The 16,667-nt window shown below is 61.1% G+C and carries 11 protein-coding genes; 3 read left to right on the forward strand and 8 right to left on the reverse strand.

Features of this window, described 5'->3' with window-relative positions; all coding sequences use genetic code 11:
- Positions 1–61: 61 nt before the first annotated feature.
- Both JNK74_05670 and JNK74_05675 read right to left on the reverse strand, forming a co-directional pair.
- A complete protein-coding gene (locus JNK74_05670; GenBank protein ID MBL7645664.1) occupies positions 62–1,504 on the reverse strand; it encodes a hypothetical protein in 1,443 nt (480 codons plus the stop codon).
- A 375-nt stretch (positions 1,505–1,879) separates the two neighbouring features.
- On the reverse strand, positions 1,880–4,954 hold the full coding sequence (locus JNK74_05675; protein ID MBL7645665.1) for a c-type cytochrome: 3,075 nt from the start codon (positions 4,952–4,954) through the stop codon (positions 1,880–1,882).
- Between the two features lie 179 nt (positions 4,955–5,133).
- Here JNK74_05675 and JNK74_05680 point away from each other — a divergent pair, with 179 nt between their 5' ends.
- Complete coding sequence (locus tag JNK74_05680; protein ID MBL7645666.1) at positions 5,134–6,675, forward strand: hypothetical protein; 1,542 nt, start codon at positions 5,134–5,136, stop codon at positions 6,673–6,675.
- A 137-nt stretch (positions 6,676–6,812) separates the two neighbouring features.
- Positions 6,813–9,284, forward strand: a complete 2,472-nt coding sequence (locus JNK74_05685) for a hypothetical protein (protein ID MBL7645667.1) — start codon at positions 6,813–6,815, stop codon at positions 9,282–9,284.
- Between the two features lie 111 nt (positions 9,285–9,395).
- On the opposite strand, the gene JNK74_05690 is transcribed toward JNK74_05685, so the two are convergent.
- The 4 genes from JNK74_05690 to JNK74_05705 all read right to left on the reverse strand — a co-directional run bounded on the left by JNK74_05690 (position 9,396) and on the right by JNK74_05705 (position 12,830).
- Positions 9,396–10,229 carry a metal ABC transporter permease gene (locus tag JNK74_05690; GenBank protein ID MBL7645668.1) on the reverse strand — a complete coding sequence of 278 codons (834 nt, stop codon included), beginning with the start codon at positions 10,227–10,229 and terminating at the stop codon, positions 9,396–9,398.
- 6 nt (positions 10,230–10,235) lie between these two features.
- Positions 10,236–11,138, reverse strand: a complete 903-nt coding sequence (locus JNK74_05695) for a zinc ABC transporter substrate-binding protein (protein MBL7645669.1) — start codon at positions 11,136–11,138, stop codon at positions 10,236–10,238.
- A gap of 17 nt (positions 11,139–11,155) precedes the next feature.
- Positions 11,156–12,445 carry a hypothetical protein gene (locus JNK74_05700; protein ID MBL7645670.1) on the reverse strand — a complete coding sequence of 430 codons (1,290 nt, stop codon included), beginning with the start codon at positions 12,443–12,445 and terminating at the stop codon, positions 11,156–11,158.
- Positions 12,446–12,536: 91 nt separating this feature from the next.
- The gene (locus JNK74_05705) at positions 12,537–12,830 is read right to left on the reverse strand and encodes a hypothetical protein (GenBank protein MBL7645671.1); all 294 of its coding nucleotides are present in this window, start codon (positions 12,828–12,830) and stop codon (positions 12,537–12,539) included.
- Positions 12,831–13,037: 207 nt separating this feature from the next.
- Here JNK74_05705 and JNK74_05710 point away from each other — a divergent pair, with 207 nt between their 5' ends.
- On the forward strand, positions 13,038–13,952 hold the full coding sequence (locus JNK74_05710) for an alpha/beta hydrolase (protein ID MBL7645672.1): 915 nt from the start codon (positions 13,038–13,040) through the stop codon (positions 13,950–13,952).
- Here the strand turns inward: JNK74_05710 and JNK74_05715 are convergent.
- Together JNK74_05715 and JNK74_05720 are read right to left on the reverse strand one after the other, a co-directional pair.
- A complete protein-coding gene (locus JNK74_05715) occupies positions 13,921–15,663 on the reverse strand; it encodes an alpha/beta hydrolase (protein ID MBL7645673.1) in 1,743 nt (580 codons plus the stop codon). The genes JNK74_05710 and JNK74_05715 overlap by 32 nt on opposite strands.
- 70 nt (positions 15,664–15,733) lie before the next feature.
- Complete coding sequence (locus tag JNK74_05720; GenBank protein ID MBL7645674.1) at positions 15,734–16,618, reverse strand: alpha/beta hydrolase; 885 nt, start codon at positions 16,616–16,618, stop codon at positions 15,734–15,736.
- Positions 16,619–16,667: the final 49 nt, after the last annotated feature.

Below are 16,667 nucleotides of genomic sequence, written 5' to 3' on the forward strand. Positions count from 1 at the left end.
GCGGCGCTACTATAACACGGTCAAAACAAAAACGACGAAGCAGCGCCCCAGGGGGACAAGTTCATTGCTTCACGGTATAGCGAATGTCGTCCAGATACACCACCTGGCCATTGCCATCGATCCATGGCGTGACGAAGCCGAAGCGGTTGAAGGTTGCGGCGGCGATGTCATCCGGTAGCACCGGCAGTGTTGCGGACTTGTCGTCGAAGGTCAAGGTCAACGTCCCTTCGCCGCCCTTTTCCGACGACGGCGCGTATTCAAGCGCCCAGTGGTGGACCTCACCATCGGGGTAGATGCGGGGAAGGCCCTGCGCGCGATCGGCGAATTGGCTGTCTTCGAGTGCGCGGTAGCACGGGTAGGCGTAGAAACCTTCGCTGGAGGGGCCTTCGATGCTGAAGCCGAGAAAGTGCTGGGGCAATCCCTGGTTCTGGGCTTCGTTCACGCGGAGGCTTTTCTCGCCGTGGTAAAAACCGAAGAGGGTCGAACTGTCGGTGACGCCGCGCCGCAGCGTGATGGTGCCTGAGGCGTGGAGGGGCTTGTCCAGTGTGAGCGACTCTGTGCGCGCGCCATAGGCCGCGAGGCGCTGGGCTTCGCGGCAATCGCCCCGAAAAAAGAGCCCACCGAATTCGCCGGCGGATGTGCCGCCCGCGAAGCGGGTGGCGCTGTGGCCGAAGTCGAAACGCGGGCGAATGTCGATCGACCGATAGGAGACTCTGTTGTCGCGCCCTTCCCATTGCGGGTCTTTCGCAAGGTTTACCTTCACACCGTTGACCTTGAGGTCGTTCATGTAAATCTCACCATGGCCGTCCACGTGCTTGATTACGTTGAGCAGGCCGAAGCGATCAAAGGTTCCGCCATCGGCGCGGTGCTCTGGTGTGACCGCGCATATGGCCTCGATACCACTGAACGTAATCGTAATCTCGCCGCCTCCGTCGCTCGCCGGTTCGTAGCGAATCGACCACGGGTACGTGCCGTTTGTAGGAATCTCCACAGGGTGATTCCGATCGGTCTCCTTGTCATAGCGCCCGATAATGCCCGCGCCCGCGCGCCATTTCGACGTGAGGTACTCCGAATGCACGTGCATCGTTTCGCCGCGACCGTTGATGCGGAAGGCCACGGTGTTGGGCGTGCGCCACTCGTTCAACGTGGTCGAATTGAAAAAGCCGAGGAGCAGGTTGCCGCCGCCTTCCTTCACGGTGAGCATGCCCGAGGCTGAGAAGGTATCATCAAAGGTGAGGGTCCCGATGGGCATGGCGTAGTAGGCGGGGCGCGCGTCGGGCGTGATGCGGCCGCCGATGACCCCCTTCACGCCCGCGAGCTCGATGTCGGGCGCATAGCCGAAGTCCTGGGTGATTTCCCGGGGCTCGAAGTGGGTGGAGCGGTTGTTGATGCTCTCCCAGCCGGGGTCGCTGTCGAAGGTTTCGAGGTGTTCTTCAGAATTCACCGTGGCGCTGAATGAGACGAGTAGCGCGACCACAGCGACGAATCGGTATACGGGTTTCATGACGTTGCAGACCTCCAATTGATTGACCACGGGATTTCGAGGAACAGCCGTTGGGCGCAACCAAATTATTTGGACCACAGAGACACGGAGGCGCGGAGAGAAAAGAGTACAGAGGCACATGTGCCGAGTCACGGTCCGCTTACATCCGAGAAGGTCTCTCCATTTTTTCTCTCTTGTGTGACTTCTCCGCGTCTCTGTGTACTCCGTGGTCGATTCTTATTTGCTGACCACGGACAGCACGGAATTTCACTGAAATCGATACGCACCCTGACAATTGATTCCGTTCCGAGCCTGGAAGTTCCAATTCCCAAGAACGAAAAAGCCCCGCGCCGGTGTTTCGGCGCGGGGCCTGGTGCGGTGGTTATTGGGTGTCGCCTACTTGAACACGTTCGCGTCGGGGTTCCCGCGGGACATCAAATAGGCCAGCAGGTCCAGGAGTTCGTCCTCGTTCATGAAATTGGCCAGATCCTGGGGCATCTGGGAGAGTCGTGAACGCTCAATGCTGGCCACGTCTTTCGTCTTCACCAGGATGGGTTCCACCTTGATGTCGGAAGTCCAAATCTGGATTTCGCCCTCTTCTTTGGCGCCGGAGTGGTCGATGACGATACCCTGATACTCCGTGCCGTCTTCCAGGGTCACGATCGAGGAACCGTACTGGTCGGAGATGACCTTGTTCGGATCGATGATCGCTTCCAGGAGGTCCGTGGTGGAGAACTTGTTCGCCACGGTGGAGAGATCGGGGCCCACTGCGCCGCCGGCCCCGTCGAAGCGGTGGCAGACGGAACAACCGACCGCGTAGAAGTTGTTGCGGCCTTTCTCGAAGTTGCGCTTGCTCAGGCCACGCTTTTTCACGGCGGCCACGGCGCTCTCCAGCGTCCAGGGTGTCGCGGCCGGCTCGGGAACGCGGATCTCGAAGTCGGGCAGGGGCTGGAGGCTCTTGCCGGTGATCGCGGCGAGGGCGGTGCGCTCTTCGTCGGTGCACGTGGTGAGGGCATCGTCGCGGATGTTCGAGAGGAAGCCCGGGAAGCTCGCGCCGCCGGGGAACTGGGATGCGTCGTTGATAAAAGTGAAATAGGCCTCGCGCTGAGGCAGGGTCCAGCCGTGGCGCGCGTTGCGCAGAATGAAAGCGTAGCCAATGCTGCGGGTCGGTGGGTGGTTGTCCAGCATCTTCTGGATCGTGCCGCCGTAGCCCTGGTTGCGCTTGAGCAGTTCGGCCCAGTCGGGGATGGGGTCGGGCCGCTTATCGGCGACGAGCGCCATGCCCTTCTCCACGATGCCGGGGGCGTCGAGGTAGACCAGCATCTGAAGCAATTCGGAATTCATGTGGTCGGTGCCGGCGGGCAGCAGCGGGTTAAGCTGGGCCACGGCCGTGTCGATGAAGGACTGATCCGGGCGGCCCATGCGGATGAAGCAGAGGGCGTAGGCGCGGAGCAGGCCCAGCGCGGGCGTCTCGTCCATCTTCGCCAGGTCAAAGCGCGCCAGGGCTTCGAGTAACTGGGGCTGCACATCGGGGGCACCCTGGCGGGCCAGCGCGATCAAGGCGACGGCGGCGGCCTGCGGATCTTTTTCGTTCAGCGCGCGTTCCTGCCATTCAGCAACCGGCTGATTTTCCACGGCGATTCGGGCGGCGTAGCGAAGGAAGCGATCCTTGCTTCCCAGGAAGGGCCAGGCGGTCTCGACCGCAGCCGCATCCTGCTTGCCGTGGAACGCTTCGAGGGCATGGCGTTGTGCGCGCGCCTCAATGGTGTCCTTCGACTCCTGACGTTTCGCCGACTGGGTCGACTCGGTGCCGTCATAGTACACGCGGTAGAGGGCCGACTGGGTGCCGCGCCCGCCCACGGTGAAATAGAAGGCGCCATCGTTGCCGATAACGACATCGGTTACCGCGAGGGGCGATCCGGAGATGAACTCTTCCTTCTGCCCGACATAGCTGGCGCCTTCAGGCGTCATGTGGATGGCGTAAATCGTGCCGAAGGTCCAGTCGAGGATGTAAAAAGCCTGCTGATATCTGGCGGGGAACTTTGTGCCCGTGCCGAAGGTAACGCCGGTGGGGCAGCCGGGGCCGATATCGACCACGGGGGGGAGGCTGTCTTCATAGTAGGCCGGCCACTTGCCCGTGCCGCTGCGCCAGCCGTATTCGCTGCCGCTGACCGCGTGGTTCACGCGGGTGGGGCGGTACCAGGGGCTGCCGAAGTCCCATTCCATGTCCGCGTCGTAGGTAAACATTTCGCCTTCCGTATTGAGGGCGATGTCGTATTCATTGCGGTAGCCGCTGCTGACCACTTCCCAGCTCTTGCCATCGGGCGTCACCTTGCAGATCCAGCCACCCGGCGCCATGCGCCCCACGGCGTGACCGTTGGCGTCCCACTGGCGGGGGAGAAGGTGGTCTTCGCCCCAGTTCCGGGGCAGGCGGCTGCCGGAGATTTCGGGCAAGTCCGTGTGGTTGCCCGCCGCGATGTAGAGGTTCTTGCCGTCTTCCGTGAGGATGGTGGCGTGGGGGCCGTGTTCACCGCCGCCGGGCACGGGAGAAAGCTGCTCGGAAACATCGAGCTGGCCGTCGCCATTGCTGTCGGTAACGCGATAAAGACCACTCTTACTGCCACTGTTTACGTGGACATAGAGGCTGTCAAAGGCCCAGAGCATGCCCTGCGCCGAGGATATGGGCGCGGGTACGGAGGTGACCACGGTCTCGCTCTCCGGATCGCCGAGTGTCGCCGGTTTCACATGGAAGAGGCCGGCGTCGTCCTGATCGGAGACGAAAAAGCCGCCGTCGGGCGCGTTGGTCATGGAGACCCACGAACCCTGCTGCGCCTTGGGCACGGTGTAGAGCAGTTCCGCCTTAAAGCCGGGCAGCAGGTTGAGATCGCTCACCGCCTGGGCCTTCGGGGCCGCACCCGTGTCCATTGATTCGGCCTGGGCCAGGGTTTCCAGGTTGACCTTGCCGCTCCAGGGGATACCGGGCGCTCCCACGGCGCCGATCACCTTCGGGGCGCCCCAGGTTGAGGCGTCGAAGCCGGGCTTGTTCCAGCCATCGGTCATCTGGGCGGAGGCTTTCCAGCTACCGTCGGTCGTTACAATGACTTCCTTACCGTCCTCCATGGTCATGGTAAGGCGGGCGAAGACCCCGGCGCTGCCCTCGGAATTCACACCAAGTGCGGAAAGGACGTTCTTGCCGGGCTGGAGGCTGCCTTTGACCGGGGCCATGGTAACCGTGCCCCAATCGTTGTTTTGCACGACCTTAACGCCATTGACAAAAACTCGGACTTCATTGTCGCCCGCGCCGGACACCACGGCGGACTTCACCGTGCCCTCCAAATCGAACTCCGTGCGGAAATAGGCCTGCTGCCCGTCCGCTTCGATGTCCAGCCAAATCCATTGGGGCGTGGTGTCCGCCCACGCGGCATGGGGGAGGGCCGCCAGCGCCATAAATGCCAGTAAAACCAATCGCATAAAATTGAAAACTCCAGTAAGTAAGGTAAGACACGCCGGACCACAGCCATGTTTCCGGGGGATGCTCACCAGCCAGTGCCAAAAGGGCAAGCCGTAATACTGCCATAAGGGGCCGCGTTGATAAAAGTCGAGTCCTGCAGGCTTCCTGTGCCAGTATTCAGACCAGGCTGGAGGCCACTATGTGTCGAAAAGATTTATTTCTGGGGTTGATCGTGCTCTTCGCATGCGTCGCTCCCGCGGTCCCCGCGGAGACCTTGCTCTTCGTCGACGACTACCACGTTCTCTATCGAGCGGGCACGGTACGGGTGCCCCATTACCCTGTGCGCTGCGCAGATAATCCCGTTATTCCCGACGCCAAGCCGTGGGAGGCGGCGATAGCATGGACTTCCGTACACCGGGATCCTGAGACGGGCAAATATCAGATCTGGTATCAAGCCTATGGCGGCACGGACACGCCGCAACCACAATGCGTTACCTGTTACGCGGAATCCGAGGACGGAATTCACTTTGAGCGGCCCGACCTCGGGCTTTTTAATTACGGAGATATCCAGCAAACGAACATTGTCATGGTCGGCAATGGCGGTCATTCGTTGCGCTATGGAAATGCCGTAATCGTCGACCCGCGAGACCCGGATCCCACACGGCGATACAAAATGGCCTATTTCGACTTTGCGAAAGATGGCGTGGTGGAAATGCCTGGACTGCATGTGGCCTTCTCGGGCGATGGCATTCACTGGCGCAAACCGGACGTTCCGATGCCCGTACTTCCCGTGGCTTACGGCAAATTGGAGCAGAAGTTGCCCTTTCCCGGTGAGCCGGGCCGCGCCTGGAGCATTCCCTTGTCCATGTCGGATGCGCTCGACGTGTTCTACGACCAGCCCCGGAACTGTTTTGCCATCTACGGGAAAATGTGGATCGACGGCCCGACCGGCAAGACGGCCTGGAAGCATGCCATGGGTCGGACAACGAGCGTTGACTTTGTTCAGTGGTCTACACCCGAGCTGGTGCTCGCGCCGGATGACGAGGACGCGGCCCACGTGGAGTTTCATACGAGCCCGGTCTTCTATCATGCCGGGTGCTACTTCTCACTGGCGCAGATACTCAACCGGGCCGAAAACGGCGGTGTAATCGATATCGAGTTGTTGTTGAGCCGCGACGGGCTGGACTGGAAGCGCCCATTTCGCGAGCACTTCTTTCTTCCGCGTTCCGATGGCAAGGGGTTTGACTCGGGATCAATCTTTACGAATTCGACTCCGGTCATTCTGGAGGATGAAATACGCTTCTATTATGGCGCCTACTCCATGGGTGCAACGAGCGCATCCGATGGCGAGCAGTTGAGTGGTGTAGGCATGGCGTCAATTTCCAGGGATCGTTTTGCTGGAATCAGACCCGTTTCAGTGAGCGATCAAGCCACGCTCAAAGAGCCCATCTTGAATACGGGCCAGATCACCCTGAAGCCCCTGGATTTCTCAAGGTATGGCGAACTTAGTTTGAATGCGGACGCGCGCGATGGCGAAGTCCGTGTGGAACTGCTCACCGACCGAGGTTATCGGGTCGCGGGCTTCACCGAGGAAGAAGCGATTCCCATGAAAAGTGACAGTCTTCGGCATGCAGTCGCCTGGCGGGACTTCACACTGGCCGATCTGGAAAAAGGAAAATACCTTGTGCGCATTCATCTGAAGAATGCCGAGGTATTCGCGCTCGATCTTCTTCCCCGCTGAGTTGCCATACAGAACACTTCCGGGATGTCGCCAAACTACCCGGCCCAGCCAACGAGTGAACCGGGCTCTCGCACAATGCGCTGTAACTCGCGGTAATGACGGAGAATCTGATGAGATTTAGGCGTTTTCTGGTTTTTATGACCATAATATTAGAACTCCATCCCACGTGGGCGGATTCGCCTCCTTCCCAGGGATTGCTGCTCTGGCTCGACACGGCCGACGATAACGCGGTCGCGATGGAGGAGGGCTATGTTACCGCCTGGATGAACAAGGCGCCCGCTGGCGGCGCGCTGGTTGCCGAGGGCAGGCAGCGTCCCAAGTGGGTGGCGCGTAGCGGGGCGAGACCGGGCGTGCTCTTTGACGGAATCAACGATGCTCTGTCGGCCCCGGCCTTCAATCAGCGGGCGACCCGATGGACCCTGCTGCTGCTGGCCACGCCTTACGGCCCTACCCCGGAGGGTGGAGCCTTCTGCTCCGCGCGCCCGCGGGATGGGCACGACTACGACCCCGGGTTCACGGTAGATACGTACCAATCGTCGCCAGAACACTTTGACCAGATCAGTGTTGAGGGCGCGGGGCGCATCGGCGGACAGCAGGACCAGATGGCGGATGCCTTTGCCTGGCACACGCCTCGATTGATCCTGGTGGAGCGCGACGATGAGGAGATTCGCATCTTTGTCGATGGCGAGCCCGAGGGCAAGCGCCCCGTTTCGCCCGCCACGACCATCATGGACGAGATCCGTGTTGGCGCGCGCCACTACGGCGGGCACGAGCGCGCGTATTTCAGCGGTGAGATCCACACGGTGCTCCTCTATGATCACATCCTGTCCCCCGACGAACGGGGTGTGCTTGAGCGCCAGTACTTCATCACCAGCGCGGAGCGGGAAGTCGTCGCCCGCGAAATTGAAGTCCCCGCAATACCCAGAGGTCCGCGCATGGCTGCGCCCGTCGTGGTAAAGACGTGGCCCGACCTCGACGACTTCTGGGCCGACCGCCCCGAAGGGCCGCTGCGCAATTATGGCGGACCGGAGAAGTTGCCCATCCGCACGGATCTGAAGGAGGCCATCGCCCTGTCGATGCACCACCTCGTGAGTCTCTTCGACGCCGACAAGGATATGGAACCTTACTTCTTTTCCATCCACCGGGTCGATGGCACGGGGGAGCTGTTCCACTCCGTCAACATCGGCATTCCCCATGTGACCGGGCGCTGTCTCCTTGGAATCGTCCATGCCAATGAGGTCACGGGCCTGCCACTCGATCCCGGAGGCCTGGAAGTTCTCCGCCGCTATGCGAAAGTCTCTTTCGACAATCCCTATGAAATGAATGCCTATGTGGACCCGGAGAAGAACAACGAAAAGTTTGTGGAGTTCCACAATGTGCGCGAGGGCCTGTTCAGTCTATGGGCCCTTATCGCCCACAACGGCGACCCCTGGGCCCGGGAGATGTCGGATCGCGTGATCGCCATGCTGCAGCGCGTCACGGATGAGCGCGGTGTGTGGAGCAATGCGCTGCTCGATAAGACGCCCATGGTGGGGCACTATGGCGGGGCGAGCATTCCCAACTCGGCGAGAACGGTAGAGCCGCTGCTCGCGCTACACCGCGCCACAGGCAATGCGACGGCGCTCGAACTTGCAGGCAAGTACGCCCGCGCGGGGATCGAGGAACTCTATGATACCGAAGGTCGGTTCACCGAGTGGACCCGTTCCTCCGGCCACGTCCACTCCATAACGTCCGCACTGGCGGGCATCACAGAGTATGCGCTTCTCGTCCAGGACGAAGCGATGATCGCCCAGTGTCGGCGCGTCATGGACGTGGGGGTACCGGAGTATCACAGTTCGTGGGGCTGGGGCGATGAAGTGTTTCCCGAGCACCCGGCGAACGTGATTGGACGCGGGGAAATAAACCAGACGGGAGACGTGGTGCGTACAGCGTTGCTACTGGGCGCGGCGGGGTATCCCCAGTATTTTGCCCAGGCGGAGCGTTATCTCCGCGGCATGCTTCTTCCCACGCAGCATCGCGAGCCGGAGCTCCGCGCCTTCATGCGGGACCATGAACATCCGAAGAACGATGCCGAGTTTGATGTGATCCGCCGCACCGTGGGGGGCTATGCCATGCAGCTCCCCAATGATCGGATGCGCGAAGGCGACTGGCCCCTGTCCACGCTGGACATAACCTCCGGGGCAATACACGCCATGGCCGAGTGCTACCGCCATCGCGTCACCCGGAATGGTGACATGAGCAGTGTGAACCTCTACTTCGACTACGACGGTGAAGACGTGACGATCGAGAGTTACCTTCCGCTGGAAGGGCGGATTGCGTTCACCATGAAGCAGGAGGGAAGCCTGCGTATTCGCGTGCCCGAGTGGTGCGATAGCACGGCGATGAGAGCCCAAGTGGCCGGTTCCGGTGCGGCGGCGAAAGTGGAAGTGGACAAAGGCTATTTTGTGATCGCCGGACTTGCGGCGGGGGCACATGGCGGGGTGACATTTCCGGTGGCGTGCAAAATAGAGCAGGAGACGGTGGACGGCACGGAATACACCACCACTTGGGTCAGCAATCAGATTGTGGACATCCAGCCCCGGGGCGTGGTGAGTCCCTTGCCATTCTGAACCCTGGATAAGACGTCGGCAGCAGGGACGGCAGAGACAAGAGCGACGGCAGGTACCAAAGTCCTGCTGACCCTCAAGTCCCCGCCGTCCCTGATTTTTGCAGCTATTCGCTCAGTGCGCCGCGCCGGTGCGTCCCATGAGCCTGCCGGCGGTGCCGCATACCACGAGGCTGACACCGAAAGCGCATACCACGGTGGCGCCCGTCGGCAGGTCCCACTGGAAGGAGGCGTAAATGCCGACAAAACTGGTGACTACGCCCACGGCCCAGCCCACGGCCAGGCGGCGCGGAACGGAGTCGGCCAGAAACATTCCGCAGAGGGATGGCACGATCAACAGGGCGAAGACGAGGAGCACCCCAGCGATGTGAACCGAGTTGGTGACCACGAGTCCGAAGGTGCCATAGAACACGAAGTCCCAGAAGCGTACGTGCATCCCCTTGTCGAAGGCTGCGGCTGGATTCTCCGAAATGAGCAGGAGCTGTTTTCGCGCAAACCAATGCACCGCGCCGACACCGATATAGACCAGCAGGATAAAACCGATGTCGCTCCACTCAACGAAGAGCAGGTTGCCCACGAGAATGGCTTTCAGCTCTTCACCGCCTTCCGGCGCGCGGCTGAGCACGAGGATGGCGGCGGCGGCGCTGATGGCGTAGACGCAGCCGATGAGGGCCTCCTGCGGCACGATGGGGTTGCGTGAGCGCGTGAAGCTGAACACGGCCGCGCCGAGGAGGGTGAAGCCCAGGCCAAACCAGAAGCCCTGGAGGGAGTGGAGGTCATAGTTGAAAAGGAAGGCCACGGTCGCGCCGAGGGCAGAGACCTGGGCCAGGGCCAGATCGACAAAGATGACTTCACGTTTTACCACGTGCATGCCCAGATAGGCGTGCATGCCCGCGAGGACCAGGCAGGCCACCAGGGGCTGGAGCATAAGTTCAAGCATGGTCGTCATCGGGTGTCACTTCCCTGCCGCGGCAACAAGGCTCGCGATGTCGTGGTCGATCAGGGCTATGTAGTCGGTGGCCTCCTTGACCTCGCCAACGCCCTGAGCGAGTTCGATGGCAGGAACGCCCGTCTTCTTTGAAAGGGACTCCGCCGGTTTCGCGGGGGTGATGGAAGTGTAGATGATTCCTTTAACCCCGTTTTTCACAGCATATTCTTCCAGTTCGGCCAGATGCTTGGGGCCGGGGGGAATGCCAGGCTTCGGCTCCAGAAACTGCTCGATCTTGATCCCCGCAAAGGCCGCGAGGTAGGGCCATTCATCGTGAAAGGCGATCATCTCCGAATTCGCCAGGGGCGCGAGCGCGGCTTTCCATTCCGTTATCTTCGCTTTCATTTTTTCTTCGAAAGCAGCCCGGTTGGCTTCATAGTCTGCCGCGTTGGGCGGATCAATTTCGGAGAGGCGTCGGGCGATGGTGGCCGCCATGATGAGACCGTTCTCCGGCCCCAGCCAGTAGTGGGGATTGCCCATGGCGTGAACGTCGCCCTGGGCCCGGGTAACGCCCGGAGCGGGAACATTCAGAATCTGAACCCCATCGGAGAGCGCGATTTCCCCCTCACCGCCCTTGTCGGCCTTTGCGTTGCCGGCTGCGTTGAGGAGGGGCTCGCGCCAGGCCTCGAGATCGAGACCACCATTGACGAAGACATCCGCTTTCTTCAGCTTCAGCACATCGCTGGGGCGGGGCTCCACGAAGTGGGGGTTAAACTGGGGCGGTGCGATGGAGTACACCTCGACGTGCTTTCCCCCCACCTGCTGAACCAGATCGCCAAAGGTGCTGAGGGTTGCCACAACATTTAACTGAGCATGGGCCGTGCCAGCGAGGGACACGGCGACAAGCAATAACGCGCGGTAAAGGTTCACGGGAAATCTCCTTTGAATTATTTAATAGCGTGCTGGTGCCAGCCTACGGAAAAGGTCGCTTGCAGTCGAAGTTGGTCATCGTCCAGCCCGTTCGCATAGTCCAGATGGTCATACTGGAGGCGCCACTGGGCGAATTCGCTCTGGTGGAAGGTTATCCAGGCGCTGACCGACGTTTCGTCATCATTCGGGTTCGGTCGAAATACGTTGTAGGGGTAGTCTTCGGGATCCGTGCCCGTCAGTGCGAAGGGATCGTAATCGGCGACCTCGGCATAGTCGTAGCGCGTTCCGAAACTCCACCGCTGCGTGGCTCGGAAGTTGGCCAGCAGGTAGTATCCCAAGAGTTGGGTTTCCGCGTAGGGTGTGATCCCATGGTCCCGGTCCTGGAGCAACGACTCCGCCTGCAGGGTCAGAGCGCGGTACTGGCCAAACTTGTGCTGGTATTCCGCGTCGAAGCCCCAGCCCAGCACATCGGCCTCGTTGTGGAACGCGTCTCCGCTGCCCGCGAGAAACGTGCTGCCCAGGGAGAGGGAATCGTTCTGTGACAGGGCCAGTTCATTGCGCAGCCGCGCGAAATAGGTGGGGTGCTGGCGCGACTCTCCAAAGATGGTGCCGCCCTCGCCCGATCCCCCTTCACTCAGGCCCCAGCGCACCTGCTGGGTGAGTTTGTCGTTGAACTGCGGCAGGAAACGGCTGAATTCCACGCCCGTCCGGAACAAACCCTCGGCACCGAGGTAACGACGGATCATCAGGGGTTCGTCCACGGTGAACAACTGGTCCCGGTGTTTGGGGTTGGACAGGCCGATGGGCAGGCGGAAGCGACCCACGCGGCCCCAGAGATCGAGGGGGAGCTCCGAGTAGGAAGCGTAGGCCTCCTCAATGTCCACATCCTCGAAGTCCGAGAACGTGATCGTGGCATCGAGGCGGGCGTAGGGGTCGATATCGTGGCCGATATTCAGCTCGATCTCGCGCACGCTGAAACGGTCGAAGCCTTCATCCTCCTGGGTATCGTCCGGCGAGTCCTCCGTCAGATTGCCGACCACGTCAAACACCACACCAATGTCCGGATTCAGGCTGGGTGCAGGCGGAGCGGGCGGCGGCGGTATGGCGGCCACATCCTGCTGGATGGTTTCCTGACCCTCCTTGAGGGTCTTGTTCTCCGCCTCCAGTGTCTCGATCCGGCTGTTGAGCTGCTCCATGGTTTTGGTTAGGGCTTCAACTTTTTGTACCAGGGCCTCTACCGTCTTATCGGTTTGGGCCCGGGCGCCCGCGCAGGCAATAAGCAGGGCCAATGCAAGCGTAATTCGCATGATTTCCTCCCGTGTGCGGCCGCACTCCGGGTTATCGCAAGGGATACCCGCAGACGGACGAGGGGGTCTGTTTCAGGTAGTTTTCCAGAGACTACGAGGGAAACCAGGCAGCGGGAGGTGCGCGCAGGCCGCACGCAAGTTGATGATACTGGCTGCCCGAATGGGAAACGTCGGGCATGTCGGGCGTCAGAAACGCATGGGCAATGTCGAGGGCGTGAAGATCCGACACCGCCCCATCGCAGCCGCCCAGAAGGAGTTCCAGGCTGCACGCGCAACAGGGATTCTCGTCAGGGCCTTTCACGTGGCAACGATGATTGTGGTCAAAGCCGGCGACGATGGAGGCACAAAGCAGCAGTCCCGCGAGCACGGGTACGACACGTTGCACGATCTTTCGATGCAGGCATTCCATGGCGGAAGCATAGCAAGCGCTTCGGATCCTGTCAATGAAATTGGCTGATGGCCTGACGGTGGTTCGGAGCCCCCCTTGGGGTCGGGCGCTCGCGACCAGTTGCGTTCCCCGAGTCCCGTGGGGTTAAATCCTACGAAACTAAGGCTTCGTTCTCTCAGGCCCCAACGCCGACCGGGATCTACCATGCGCTTGATTCGAATACTCACCACAATCATCGTCGCTTACCTTTCCGCCACGCTTCAGGCCCAGACACCCGGCGAGAAGGCCCTGGCGGATCTCGCCGCGGTTAACGAGGCCATGGCGAAAGCCTTTACCCACAACCATCTCACGCTGGACGATGGCACGCGCCTGGCCTGGCACACGCGCGAAGGAGGCGGTCCCACGCTGGTGCTGATTCCAGGGAGTTGGGGGGACTACCTGGTCTACAACCGGCTCGCCGCCCATCTTGAACCGAGCTTTCGTCTTGTCATCGTCGAGTTGCGGGGCCATGGCGACAGCTCGCCCGCAACGCTGAACGGTTCCATGGAACTTTTTGCAGATGACGTGCTGAAAGTTGTGGAGCATCTGAAGCTGGAGCGCTATTACATCAGTGGCCACAGCATTGGCGGCATGCTTGCGGTCGAGATCGCGGGGCGCGAGCCGAAGGGCCTTGCGGGATCCATTCCCATCGAGGGTTGGACGCACCACACGGTGCAGAAAAACGCCTTCGGCCACCTGCCGGAATTTCCGCTCAGCCCCGAGCACGAAGCTGAGCGCACGGCGAATCGCGAGCGCGGCCTGGCGCGGCTGACCGAGGCGGAGCGGCAGAATTTCGGATCCGTATGGCGCAACTGGGACGGTAATGGCGCGCTGAAAAAGACGAAGGTTCCCATGTTGCAAATCTGGGGTGATCGCAACATGAACCCCGTGCCCGATCGCGCCGCCATGCAGATTCCTGAGCGCGAGAGCATCGAGATGGCCTGGATAGCCAATGCCTCTCACGCATTGCTCGTGGAGCAGCCCGAGGCGGTTGCCGAGGCCATTAACGCTTTCATACACAGGGTCGAGGCTGGGCTCACTCCGCCGGCTACAGGATCGTCCGCTTCAGGAACGCCATGATGAGTGCGTCCCGCTCTTCTCCTTTGCCCTCATAGCCGCAAGCGACCTCGCAAGGCACGCCCACCGCGTCCAGCTTTTCCTTGAGGGCGAATCCGAAGCGCGGATGGTGAATGCCGATGCGCAGCGAGGTCACGGCTTCGTCCGCCGCGCTGTTGTACGTCATGAGCACCGGCGGGTCATCGCTACTCACGTGGTTAATGGCGGCGACTTCCTCCATAAGGCGTGATTTCTCTTCGGAAAGCTGGTTTATCTCCGACGGCCTTACGCCGAAGAGGTAGCCCAGCGCGGGGTGCTCCCAAGTGGCCATTTCGGGAACAAGCGCTCGGATGAAGCGGGGGTCGTAGGAGCATTGCCCGTTCTCCACCGCCATGCACGCGAGCCGCGTCGATTCGCGCAATACGGGATCCGTATTGTCCGGGTCGGCGAGATCGTCGTGCAGCCCCAGCCACAGGGAGATGCCCGCGCCCGCCGAATCGCCGTTGGCCGCCAGGCGCGCCGAATCGATATTCCATTCTTCCGCGTGGAGCCGAATGAACTGTATCGCACGCGCCGCATCGAGGAAGGGTGCGGGGGCCATGGCCTCATCCGTCAGGCGATAGGTTATCGCGGCTACGGAAATGCCCGACTCCAGGCAGGCGCTCAGCAGGCGATTGCTGACCTTCTTGTTGCCGCCGCGAAATCCGCCGCCGTGAATGGAAATCAGCATGGGCGTAGGTTTATCGCTCTTCGCCAGCCACACATCCATCACGTTGCGCTTGTAGGGGCCATAAGAGACGTCCGCGTGCGTGGGCGCGACTACCGGGACAAAGGGCATTTCCGGCTGGGGTTTCAAAAGGGTCTCGCGGAAGAAGGCAATAGTCGCGGCCCAGGCCTCTTTTTTCACGTTCTCCGAACCGCGAATGTTGTGGCCTCCTTCGTTGAAAAGTAGAAGGCGACTTTCCGGGCGCACGACCTTTATGACTTCGTGCATCCGTTGCGACTGGGTCCAGGCCACCGTGTTGTCATCCTTGCAATGAACCAGGAGCATGGGCGCGTCGCCGTCGGATACATGGAAGTACGGCGAAGCCTGCTTCCAGCGGGCGCTGTCGGGGGAGAAGGGCTCACCGACCCAGGCACCGTTGGACTGGCGCTTCTCCGGATTGTTTTCAGCGACGTTAGTCTCGCGAAAGCGCTCGATAAGATCGAAGACCCCCGCGAAGGTTACCGCTGCCTGCACTCGGCTGGACACACCCGCGTTTCCCCCGTCGCCCTCCAGGGCCGGTTCATCGGATACGGCCAGCATTCCTGCGAGATGCCCTCCCGCCGATTGTCCAAAGGCGCCGATACGCGCCGCGTCAATCTTGTACAGGCCCGCTTTGGCGCGCAGAAATCGCACCGCCGCTTTCGTGTCGTGAACCGCCGCGGGAAAGGGATCGTCCGGCCAGCCGCGATATCCGATACTCGCCGCAGCAAAGCCCGCTTCGGCAAACTGGCGCGCGGCCTCGCCAAACTTTTCCTTCACCTGCGGTCGGAATCCTCCTCCGGGAATGACCACGATGCACGGCACGGGATCAGTAATGTTCCGTGGCACGTAGAGGTCAAGCTGGAGCTTTTCATCGCCATAGGCGGCAAACTCCAGATTTCGATAGAGCGCCACCGTATCACTCAGCGATTCCGGGGTTGGCGTATCCACGGCCAGCAGTGCCCACAAGGGCAGGAGAAGCAGATTCATGGCGGAGACTCCCTGTGCGTTGCCTTTCCGTCATTGTAGAGGCGACACGGCGAGCCGTCAATGGCGTGGGTTAAAGGTGCTCCTTGAAATAGGCGATTGCCGCGGCCCAGGCTTCGTCCTTGACCTTGCGATTGTCACGAATGTTGTGCCCGCCTTCGTCCAGCAGCATCAATTTGCTCTCGGGTCGCACCTTCTTGAGCGCTTGATACATTTGTTCAGACTGCGACCAGGGCACCATGGAATCCTTGCGAGAATGCACAAACAGAATGGGGGCGTCCTCGGGTGTGATGTAACTAATCGGGGAGGCCTTCGCCCAGAGCTCGGGGTTTTCCTCCAGCGGGCCACCGATCCAGAGTCGGTTAAAGGTGCGCTTGGCGATGGATCCACCCTCTTTCTCGCCGCCTTCACCGCGAATGAAGTCGAAGAGGCCGGAAAAGCAAACGGCAGCTTTGATGCCGCTGGGTACGCCGGGATTTCCCCCAGTTCCTTCCAGCTCCGCCTCACCGGCGCTGACGGCCAGCATGCCGACCAGATAGGCGCCGGCGGACTGTCCAAACGCACCGATGCGATCGGGATCGATATTCAACGTGACCGCGTTGGCCCGAAGATAGCGGACCGCCGCTTTGGCATCCTCCACTGCAGCCGGGAACGAGTCGCCGGGCCAGCCGCGATAGGCGATGCTGGCGGCGGCGAAACCGGCCTCTGCGAGAATTCGGGCCTCGTCCTTGAATTTCTTTTCGTCCTGAGCGAGAAAGGCGCCTCCGGCTATCACGACAATGGCGGGCAGGGGGGCCGTGCCGGCCCTGGGCACGTAGAAATCAAGCTGAATCGACTCATCCGCGTTCACGGCGAAATCGAGGTCGCGATACACACCCACCGTTTTGTTGACGACTTCCCGGGCCGGCAACTCGACCGCGGCGGTCAGCGCCAGCATGGATAAGAGGAACGAAGTCATGGCAAAAGAATCCTTTCAATGTGCGCGTCATTCTGACATAGCGCGGGCG

The organism is Candidatus Hydrogenedentota bacterium (assembly GCA_016791475.1).
GTDB lineage: Bacteria > Hydrogenedentota > Hydrogenedentia > Hydrogenedentales > JAEUWI01 > JAEUWI01.